Origin of the sequence: Polaribacter sp. PL03 (assembly GCF_033875165.1) — a bacterium.
Classification (GTDB): domain Bacteria; phylum Bacteroidota; class Bacteroidia; order Flavobacteriales; family Flavobacteriaceae; genus Polaribacter.
In genome coordinates this window covers 288,069-299,874 of record NZ_JAWZSV010000003.1, presented here as the reverse complement: position 1 = coordinate 299,874, position 11,806 = coordinate 288,069, and the positions used below count along the sequence as shown (strand labels likewise).

4 protein-coding genes are annotated in these 11,806 nt (G+C 29.9%); all 4 read right to left on the bottom strand.

The window, feature by feature from the left end; genetic code table 11:
* Positions 1–196: 196 nt before the first annotated feature.
* Positions 197–1,693: a RagB/SusD family nutrient uptake outer membrane protein gene (locus SHK09_RS07400; protein ID WP_319810147.1), complete on the bottom strand. Its 1,497-nt coding sequence runs from the start codon at positions 1,691–1,693 to the stop codon at positions 197–199.
* A 12-nt stretch (positions 1,694–1,705) separates the two neighbouring features.
* Positions 1,706–4,672, bottom strand: coding sequence for a TonB-dependent receptor (locus tag SHK09_RS07395; protein WP_319810146.1), 2,967 nt, complete (start codon positions 4,670–4,672; stop codon positions 1,706–1,708).
* A gap of 47 nt (positions 4,673–4,719) precedes the next feature.
* Complete coding sequence (locus SHK09_RS07390) at positions 4,720–7,371, bottom strand: glycoside hydrolase family 3 protein (protein ID WP_319810145.1); 2,652 nt, start codon at positions 7,369–7,371, stop codon at positions 4,720–4,722.
* Positions 7,372–7,638: 267 nt separating this feature from the next.
* Complete coding sequence (locus SHK09_RS07385; RefSeq protein WP_319810144.1) at positions 7,639–11,799, bottom strand: two-component regulator propeller domain-containing protein; 4,161 nt, start codon at positions 11,797–11,799, stop codon at positions 7,639–7,641.
* Positions 11,800–11,806 lie beyond the last annotated feature (7 nt).

Genomic DNA, 11,806 nt, shown 5'->3' with positions numbered 1-11,806 from the left:
GTTACTCCTGCATTATTTTATAAAACAATCAGAAGATCTTATTTTTTTTGCATTTTTTATGGAATAGTAATTAAAATTTTAAAGGACTTACTAAAATAAAACATTTAATGGTACTTGTATAATATTTAAAATAAAAAAACGGCGCTTCGTTAGAATACGCCGTTTTAATCAATCAATTCAAATTATTAATTTTTTATTACCACCCTGGGTTTTGGTCGGCACTTGTAACGTTTGGATTTGATGAAATTTCTGCAGTAGGTATTGGAAACAATTCGTTTTTACCTGCTTGAAAACCAGTCCCAGCTAAGAAAGTTGCTGCTCTGTCCCAACGAATAAGATCATCAAAACGAACTTGCTCTCCTGCTAATTCTACTTTTCTTTCTTGTACAATAGCTTCAAAAACTTGTGCCTTTGTAAGAGTAGTTGATAACAATGGAAATAATCCTCCTGTTGTTGCACCAGCTCTAGCTCTTACTCTATTAATTAAGGCAACTGCAGTTGGTTGAGAACCACCTGGTCTTTGATTTTCACATTCTGCCATCATTAACAATACATCTGCATAACGAATTACTTTCGCATTAATTCCAGATTCTTGTACTTCATTTGGTTGCTTATAATAGTTTTGGTATTTTCTCCAACCTCTTCCTACAAAAAAGTTACCTGCATCAAAAGTGCTAGTTCCATTATTATAAGTATCACCAGCAAAATAGCATGTGTAATTTAATCTTTTATCACCTGGTTCAAAAGAATTAACTAAATCATCTGAAGGAGCAGATCCAGACCAATCGATACACCCATAATCTTGTGATCTAAAAGTAGCGTGGTTTTGACCTTGACCTTGAACATTTCCACCCCATTTGTTAGCTGTTCCTAAAGTTAAATCGTATTGAACTTCCCACACAGACTCAATTCCATTTTCTGTTTCTTCTAAAAAGTTATCTAAGAAATTAGGTTCTAAATCGTAACCAGACATTTTATTGAATGAAGTTAAAGCGTCTCCGTATCTTTTTTCATATAATAACACTTTTCCTAAGAAAGCTTGTGCAGCACCTTTAGTAGCTCTACCAACATCTTTTTCTGAAGCTTTAGATAATAAATGTTTTGAACCATATTCTAAATCCTCAATAATCAATTTTATTACATCTGCTTTTGGGCTCTTTGGTTTACCTCCTCTTTCTGTAAAATCTCCGTTTCTTAAAGGAATGTCTCCAAACTTATTTACTAGCAACCAATAGTATTGTGCTCTTAAAAATCTAGCTTCTGCATAAAATTTTAACTTAGTTGCATTACTTAATTTCGACGTTGGTATTGCATCAATAATAGGCGCATTACCAATTACAAAATTTGCTTTATTGATACCTCTATAACAAGAGTCCCAATATTCACTAATCCAGTTAGTTGTTGAGTTAAAAGTAAAGTATAAGAAAACTGCTTTATTTGGTTCCATACCACCAGCTTCCATGGCTTCTTGAGACATATTGTCGTTGATAAACCACATCATTCTACCATATAACGAACTAGTTTGTAAGTTAGCGTACGCTGCATTTACAGCTGCCTGAACTTGTGCCTCGTTCGCAAAATAGGTTTCAGGAGTTATTTGATTTGGATCTGATAACTCGAGATCATCTGTACTACAAGAATTTATAGCAAAAACTCCAGTAAGAAATAGAAATAAAATTTTATATTTTTTCATGATTATTATTTTTTAAAATGAAACTTGAACTCCGAATAAGAAAGATTTTGGTTGTGGGTATCTTCCTAAATCTACACCAGCTGTTAATTCTGGATCTAACCCATTATAATCTGTTATAGTTAATAAGTTTTGTGCACTTGCATATACTCTAACTTTAGAAAGGTATCCGTTTAAAGCATTATCAGGAAGTGTAAATCCTAAACTAATATTTTTTAATCTTGTATAAGAACCATCTTCGATAAATCTATCTGATACTGCAAAGTTTTCTGTAGATCCACCAAATCTAGGCATCGTAGTAGATGTATTACTAGGAGTCCAGCTATTTAATAATTCAGTAGTTCCATTAAATACTCTACGAGAACCACCTTCTAAATCAAATCTAATTGTATTGTATACATCAGCTCCTTGTACACCAGTAATAAACAAACTAGCATCAAAATTTTTGTAATTAGCACTTAAATTTAATCCATAAGTAAAATCTGCAAGTCCATCTCCTAACACAGTTCTATCATCTGCATCAATCTTTCCATCGCCACTTATATCTTTATATCTTATATCTCCGGCTTGTACAGCAGTTTGCCCAAGATCTCCAGAAAAGACAGCATCTACTTCTGCTTGGTTTTGATAAATACCATCACTAACATAACCATAAAAATGATTTATAGCTTCTCCTTCTTGAATATTTGTAACGCTTACACCAGCATCTTGCAGTGCATACCCAGGAATTTCATCTACTCCTAAGAATAAAACTTTATTAGAACTAGAACCTATATTAAAATTAGCAGACCAAGTAAAATCTCCTTCATTATCGTTATATCCTAACATAGCTTCAAAACCTTTTGTTTCTACAGAACCTACATTTGCTGTAATGTTACCTGCATGAGAACCAGAAGACAATGCTGTTGGTAAATTCACTAATAAATCATCACTTGTGTTTTTATAATATTCTAAACTAGCAGTAAATTTATTATTAAAGAAACCTACATCAAGACCTATATTTAACATAGAAATTTCTTCCCATTTCAAATCTGGATTTGAACCTCCATTTTCTGTAAAACCAGCACCGTTTGTATCACCTAAAGGATATTGAAAATCTCCAACAAGTGTAGCAGCGTATCTATAATCTCCAATAGCATCGTTACCAGTAATACCGTAACTACCTCTTAATTTTAAATTATTAATACTACTATCATCTCCAAAAAAGTCTTCTTCAGAAAGAACCCAACCTAAAGATGCTGATGGGAATGTACCCCAACGATTGTTCGAACCAAATCTAGATGAAGCATCTCTTCTTATAGAAGCAGAGAAAATATATTTACTATCAAAGTTATAATTTAATCTAGCTAAATAACCTAATCTAGTTGTTTTGCTGTTACCACTTCCAATAGTTTGGCTATCTGAACCAAATTGTTGTAATTCATCTGTAACAAGATTTCTTGCACTACCACCAAAACCTAAACCAGTATTTTCTGTTTTTTCTGCTAAAGCTAAAAACTCAACATTATGCTTTTCTGCAAATGTTTTAACATAGTTTAAACTATTGGTAAGAACCAAAGCTTGCCCCCAATTTGCACCTGCACCATAAGAAGCAAAGTTTTGTGAGTGAGTATTACTAGGATCATCAGAAAAACTAGGTATAAACGTACTATTTCTGCTATTAAAATAATCTAAACCTATTTGAGTTCTAAATTTAAGACTTTCTAAAATATTGTATTCACCATATAAACTACCAATAATACCTAAATTATTAGTACTAAATGTTGGAAGTGTTTGAATTCTAACAGGATTTTCTGCATCTTGTTCATCACCTGCATTTGAAGGTCCTTGAAAACCACCTGGATTGTTAGGATTATATACAGGTAAAAATGGAACAGATTTTATAGCATGTGTAATTAATGTTCTACCACCACCACTTTGTTCTCCTCTAGACTTGCTTATTGCTACAGACATTGTTTGTCCAAACTTAAACTTTCCTGATGTATAAGAACTGTTTGCTCTAAAAGAATAACGATCAAAACCAGTATTAATAATTGTACCTTCTTGCTTTAAATATTCTGCTGAAAAAAATTGAGTACTATTTTCAGTTCCTTTAGAATAATCTAATTTATAATCTTGAATTAGACCAACTCTAAATATTTCATCTTGCCAATTTGTATTGTTTTGAAATAATTCTAAAGGTCTATCTGGAAAGACATTGTTATTCGCTGCAAATTGTAAATACTGAGTAGTATTCATTAGGTTATATCTATTCGTAACCATTTGAGCACCTGTATATGCAGAGAAATTTAATTTTCCTTTACCTAGTTTACCCGTTTTAGTAGTTACTAAAACTACACCATTAGAACCTCTTGCTCCATACAATGCAGTAGTAGAAGCATCTTTTAATATAGAAACGTTTTCTATATCTGAAGGGCTAATTCCAGAAAGGTTACCTACAATTACACCGTCAATAACATATAAAGGACTATTGTTACCAAATGTACCTAAACCTCTAATTAAAACTTGAGGGCTAGATCCCGGTGAACCTGAATTAACAATAGTTACACCAGCAGCTCTACCTTGTAAGGCTTGTTCTGCGTTTGTTACTGGTAATGAAGCAATTTCATCTGCATCTACAGTTGCTATTGCACCTGTAACTGTTTTTCTACTTTGTTTACCATAAGCAACAACAACTATTTCATCAAGACTTTCTAAAGACGCCATTAAAATAACATCTAACCTTGCTCTATCTCCAACTAAAACAGTTTTAGCAGTCATACCAATGTAAGAAAAGATTAACTCATCTGTAGATGAAATATTCTCAATCTTAAATAGACCATCAAAATCTGTTTGTACACCTTTTTGTGTCCCCCTAACAACTACACTAACTCCTGGTAATAATTCTCCTGTAGCATCTTTCACAGAACCACTAACAGTCTTGGTTTGCGAAAACATACTCTGAGAACATATCATAACTAATGCTATGATAGCGATTTTCATTTTTATCATTTTTAGTAATTTTAATTAATTGAATTTGTTTTTATTTATTATTGAATTTGAACTTTTGTAATTAATACGTTATCTTTTGGAGTAACCAATTTATCTGGTTGTTTACCACCAATACTAATGTTTAGAATGCCAGATTCTATTACTCTTTTTCCTTCTTCCGAAATTCTTGCATATTTTTTTGACGGGATTTTAAATGTTATTGTTTTTGTTTCATTAGAGTTTATAAATACTTTCTTAAAATCTACCAGACTTCTTATTGGATTATTTTTAATAGTACTGTTGTCATGAGAAACATAAGTCTGTACAACTTCTTCCCCTGAATATTTGCTAGTATTTTTTACATCTACAGAAATTGTAATATCCTCGTTTTTCTCTATCTTTTCTGATATTTTTAAATTTGAATATTCAAAAGTTGAATAACTTAAACCATGTCCGAAAGGGAATAAAGGCTCACCTTTAAAGTATTTATAAGTTCTGTTTTCCATATCATAACTTTTAAAATCTGGTAAATCTTTTACCGATTTATAAAAAGTGATTGGTAATTTTCCTGAAGGATTATAATCACCAAAAAGAATATCTGCAATTGCACTACCACCAAATTCTCCAGGATACCAGGCTTCTAAAATTGCTGGAATATTTTTTGCTGTCCAATTAATAGCCAACGCACTTCCATTCATTAAAACAACTACTGTTGGTTTGCCAAGTTTCTGAATCTTTTTAACTAATTCTAATTGTGTTTTTGGTAATGTAATTTTAGATCTATCACCTTTATCAAAACCTTCGATAACAACAGACATTTCTTCACCTTCAACTTCTGGAGACAATCCTAAACATAGAATTACAACTTCAGATTTTTTTGCTGCTTCTATTGCTGGCGTTAATAAATCTGTATTTAATTTTGCCCATACTAAATGTGCTTGAGGATCTGAAAGTGTATTGCTATACTCTATTCTTATTTTATAGCTTTCTTTTGCCGTAAGTTTAGCATCAAAATATTCTAATTTTGGCTCGTAATCTGCACTGTATTCAAACTTAAGAGAATCATTAACATATAGTTTTGCATAGTTACCTGCTTTTAAACCAATTCTATATTTTCCAGATTCTTTTGGTACTATTTCACCTGACCATCTTACAGAGAAATAATCTGATTTTAAATTTTCTAAAGGTCTTTTTGGAGTCCATGTAAAATCTACAGTTTCATCATTTCTAACTAGTACAGGTTCTCCTTTAAAAGTATTATTATCAAAATATTCTGCATGTAATCCTATGCTGTTTTTATTTTTTAAAACCTCTTTTGGAATCGCTTTTAATGTTGGCCATTCTTCTGCTATATATGAACCTAATGCATAATTAATAGTTGCATTTGGTAATTTTTCTTGTAATCCTTTTAGCGGAGTAATAAAGTTATGAGGAGTTCCGTGATAATTACCTAACAAAGCTTGTTTAGAATCTGCATTTGGGCCAATAACTGCTATTGATTTAATGTTTTTACTTAGCGGTAAAATATTGTTGTCGTTTTTTAACAACACCATAGATTCTCTAGCAATTTGTTCAGATAATTTATAATGCTTTTCGCTAGCAACTACTTCATATGGTATTTTAGACCATTTAACGTTTTTCTGATCATCAAACATTCCTAATTTAAAACGAGCAGAAAATAACCTTACCAAAGCAACATCTAATTCTTCTTCATTAATTAACTGCTTTAAAACAGCTTCATTTAAATTAGGATCATAAACACTACCACAATTTAAATCTGTACCACTTGTTACTGCAAGTGCTGCAGCTTCTTCTGGTGTTTTTACAACAGCGTGTTTGTCTTCTTCCCAAAAATCTGTTACTGCCCAACAATCTGAAACTACATAACCTTTAAAACCCCAATCTTCTCTTAATATTTTTTGAAGTAACAAATCGCTACCACAACAAGGCTTATCATTATATCTATTATAGGCACACATAACAGAATGTACTTTTGCTTCTTTTACAGCAGCTTCGAAAGCTGGTAAATAAGTTTCGTATAAATCTTTTTTAGTAGTTACGTAATTATCTTGATGTCTAGATTTTTCTGGACCACTATGTACTGCAAAATGTTTTGCTGTTGCAACAACTTTTAAATGTTTATCATCATCACCTTGTAAACCATTAATATAGTTCACTCCCATTCTACTTGTTAAATAAGGATCTTCTCCATAAGTTTCTTGCCCTCTTCCCCAACGTGGATCTCTAAAAATATTAATGTTAGGAGTCCAGAAAGTAAGACCTTGTCCCATTTTTCTTTGTCCTTCACTAATAAATTTATGATATTTTGCTCTTGCTTCATCAGAAACAACAGTTCCCATTTTAAAAATTAATTCTGGGTTCCAAGTTGCTCCCATTCCTATTGCTTGCGGAAAAACTGTTGCTTCACCCGCTCTTGCAACTCCGTGTAAACATTCGTTCCACCAATTATATTCTGGCACACCTAATCTTTCTATTGAAGGAGCATCATACCTCATCTGAGATATCTTCTCTCTTAATGTCATTTGACTAATTAAATCGGTAGCTCTTTCTTCAGTTGTTAAAGATTCATTTTGAAACTTAAATTCAGCCTCTTTCTTTTCACATGATAAAACAAGGAATAAAGAAACGATACACACACAAAACGTTGTATGAAATTTAAATGCGATGCTATTTTTTTTTATGGTATTCACAACTTAACTTAATTAAAGATTAGAACTAGTAATAGAATTAAAAAAACTACAATTATTACTTCTACAATTACATTATTTAAAGGGAGTTTTTTCTGCATATTTACTTCTTACTAATTCTCAAATATAGAAACTAGAAACACTTTTGAATAAAAAAATGAATGCATGAGATGTTAATTTTGGCTCTTTTTGGGGTAATTGAGCATAAACACACTATCTGAATTAGCTTTTAGTAGCTAATTTTACATTTAAGAAGGAAAATGAAAAAAATTATTGTTTTTCTTTAATTACAACATCGGTTGGAAGTTTTCCAAAATGTGCTTTAAAACATTTTGTAAAATAAGACGCAGAAGAGAAACCAACTTTAAAACCAACTTCACTTATAAATGCTGAACCTGTTTCTAATATTTGATATGCTCTTTCTAATCTAATTCTTCTTAACAGTTCGTTTGGAGTTTGCCCTGTTAAAGATTTTATTTTTCTGTATGATTGACTTTTACTTAAGTTTAATTCATTAGCTAATTCTTCTACACTTAAACTAGAATTGCTAATATTTTCTCCTATATACGCTAAAACCCTATTAATAAACTCTTTATCTATAGATGTAGCATTTGTATTCTCCTTTGCACCACTAACTTCACTAAAGTATTTATCAAAAATTAATTTTCTACTTGTAATTAGTTGAGAAAGTCTTAAAGTAAGCAAACGCATATCAAATGGTTTGGTCATATAAGCATCAGAACCTTGTTCAATTCCTTCAATACGATCATCAATTCTTGCTTTTGCAGTAAGCATTAATAACGGAATATGACTTGTTTTAATATCTGTTTTAATACGTCTACAAAACTCAAAACCATCCATTTCTGGCATAATAACGTCTGTTAGAATAACATCTGGAAAAGATTTTTCGGCAATTTTTAAACCTTCTACACCATTAATAGCTGATAAAACCTTGTATGTTTTACTTAATTCTGTTTTTAAATAATTTCTTAACTCTGTATTATCTTCAACAATTAAAATAGTATATTTTTTAGATGCTATTTTTTCGCTCTCAACTTTCTCTTCTTTTCCTAAAACTTCATTTTCAGGAATAAAGTTTATCTCCTTTTTAGGAGCATCTTCTTCTAATATAAAACTCTTAATTTCATCTGCAGAAAAATGCTCTTTGCCTTTAGGTAAAATTATTCTAAATGTTGTTCCCTCGTTTATTTTACTAGTTACTTCTATCTTACCTTTATGTAAATTAACAAAACTACTAACTACTTCCAACCCAATACCTGTTCCTCCGTAGTACGTTTTATTAAGACTTTCTACTTGATAAAATCTTTCAAATATTTTATTAACCTGATCTTTTTCTAAACCTTTACCTGTATCGGATATTATAATTTCTACTACTTTTACAGGTTTTGTTGATGAAATGAGTGGTAATATATAGTCTTCATCGTTGTCAACTAAGTTTACATTAATCACTCCATTATCTGGAGTTACTTTCATTGCATTTGACAAAATATTGAAAATAATTTTTTCAAGCATATTCTGATCTGCCCATGTTTTAATTAAGGCCATTTCTGTATCTAAAGTCAAAAATATATTCCTATTTAAAGCTTCTTCTTTAAAGAAAAGCACAATATTCTTTGTAAAATCTACCAAATTTAATTCAGAAGCTCTAACTCTTACTTTATCAAACTCTAATTTTCTTAAATCCATTAACTCATTAATAAGTCTAAATAACCTATCGGAGTTTCTATAAATTGTACTGTGTTTAGATTTTATAGATTCTGGTAAATTTAAAGAACTATCTCTCATTATATCCTTTAAGGGATTTAAAATAAGAGTTAATGGCGTTCTAAATTCGTGCGAAATATTTGTAAAAAACTGTAGTTTATTTTTATTTAATTCTTCTTGTTGAATTCTTTGGGTTCTTTCATTTTTTATAAGTTCTTTTTCTTTAATTCTACTATTTGTTATTTTATTTAAAAGTAAAACCCCTAAAATAAATAGTAAAACATATAATGTTAAAGCCCAATTGGTTTTCCACCAAGGCGGTAAAATCTTAATCTTTAATTCTAAAGGTGTTTCATTCCAAAGACCATCATTGTTTGCTGCTTTTAGCTTAAAAACATAATCACCGTAATCTAAGTTAGTATATGTTGCGCTTCTTTGATTCCCAACATAATTCCAAGATTTTTCAAACCCTTCTAAATAATAAGCATATTGATTTTTTTCTGGTCTAGTATAACTAATACCTGTGTAATCTATAGTAAATACAGACTGTTTGTAATTAAACTCTAAACTTTTTGTTTCTGTAATTGTTTTAGAAAGAGGAGAATTTTCTTCTTTAGGAATAACATCTTTATTAAAAACCTTTAAGCCTGTTAAAAACAAAGATGGTTTGCAAGAATTTGTACTTAAATCTTTAGGATTAAAGTAATCTATACCTTTATAATTACCAAAAAACAATTTTCCTTCCTCGTCTTTAAGAACTGCATTAAAATTAAAATCATCAGATAGTAAACCATCATTGGTGCTGTAATTTATAACCTCGTTAGCCTTTAAATCTAATTTTGTAATTCCAGAATTTCCACTAACCCAAATATTACCAGAATTATCTTCTATTATACTTGCAACATTCTCTTCATCTAAACCAGAAAACTTATTATACCACTTAAATTCTTTATTTCTTTTATCATACCTACAAAGACCTGCTCCTCTTGTTCCTATCCAAATATAACCGCCTTTACTTTCATATAATGATAAAATATGAATTGAACTTTTTTGGTTATTATTAGCCTTAGCCATTGGTTCTACAAACGAAGTAATATCTAATGCACCATTAAGATTTTTATCTATTGTAAAAAGACCTGCAGTTGTACCAACCCAAATAGTCTCATTAGAATCTATTAATATTTTTCTAACATCGCTTGTAACTAAACCTTTTTCTAAAAATTCTTGTGAATTATGATGCGTTAAAATATTTGTATCTAAATTAAACGAATATAAACCCGTATAAAAAGTCCCAATCCAAATTACACCATCTTTATCTTCTTTAAAACTTAAAATAGCATTAGATAATAATTTCCCTTTTGAATTCTGAATGTTAATATTTGTGAACTTTTTCTCTCCTTTTTTAAGGATATAAATACCATTATCCCAACTACCAGCCCAAATATTACCTCTACTATCTAATAAAATAGTTTGTATATAATTACTTGTTAAACCTTTATAGAAAGTGTTGTCTAAAATATTAATATGATTAACTTTAGATGTTTCCATATCTAAAACATCTATACCTCCACCATCCATTGTTATCCACAACTTATTAGATTCCCCTTTTATAATACCTGTAACAGAACCTGTTTGTAATGAATTAGGGTTATTTTCTAAACTTTCGATATTATTAAACTTATCAAATAATTGATCGTGAACTACAACACCATTATTGTAATATCCCATCCAAATTCTTTGATTGCTATCTAAAAATAAAGACCAAATAGAATTTGATCTAATACTATTTTTATCTTTTTTATTATAAAGGTAATTTTTAATTAAAACTCCATTAGCCTTTGTATGAAAAAGACCGTCATTCTCAGAACCAAATAAAAAGGTTTTATCTGCTAATTCTACTAAAGATAATATACGTTTTTTGGTTATTGAAAATTGAGAAAAACCAGCAATTTCATTATCTTTAAATTGATATTTATAGACACCGTTAGTATAGCTTCCTGCCCATAAATTATTGCTACTATCTACCAATAAAGTTTGAATAGGAATTTCAAAACTTACAACATTAGAACCTTCTAACCTTCTAGGTTTTACAATTAAAGAATTTACAGTATCTACTTTTCTTAACCCTAAACTTGTACCAAGATATATAGCTCCTTTTTTATTCTTTTGTATACTATTTATAGCTGGTTTACTACCATCTTTAAAAGCTAACCTTTGTATTTTATTAGTTTTTAGATTAAGCTTAAATAAGCCATTTAATCTTGTGCCAATATAAAGATCGCCTCTACATTCTAATATACTTAAAACAGATATATTGGCATTATCTAAAAGACCTACTTTTATTTTTTTAAATTCATCTAAATCCCTATCATAAAGATTTAAACCATCTTCAGTACCAATCCATAAATCATTATTTTTTGCTAAATAAGTAAAAAAAACAAGATTACTACTTATAGATGTAGCGTCTTGATGTTTAAATTTATAAGAAGTATAATCTATACCATCAAATTTATACAACCCAGAACCGTTTGTTCCTATCCAAATAAAACCATTATGATCTTGAGTTATATTATAAATACCAACCTTAGAAATACCCTCTTTAATACTTTCAAAATTAAAATCTTGAGCATTATTTTGCGCATTAAGGTTTAGACAGAAAAAAGCACATAAAATTATAAAAAAAGTTATACTTCTTTTAAATTGCATAAATTTT

Excerpts from the sequence above, each read along its gene's own strand:
- SHK09_RS07400 (WP_319810147.1), bottom strand. The coding sequence starts at position 1,693 with ATGAAAAAATATAAAATTTTATTTCTATTTCTTACTGGAGTTTTTGCT.
- SHK09_RS07395 (WP_319810146.1), bottom strand. The coding sequence starts at position 4,672 with ATGAAAATCGCTATCATAGCATTAGTTATGATATGTTCTCAGAGTATG.
- SHK09_RS07385 (WP_319810144.1), bottom strand. The coding sequence starts at position 11,799 with ATGCAATTTAAAAGAAGTATAACTTTTTTTATAATTTTATGTGCTTTT.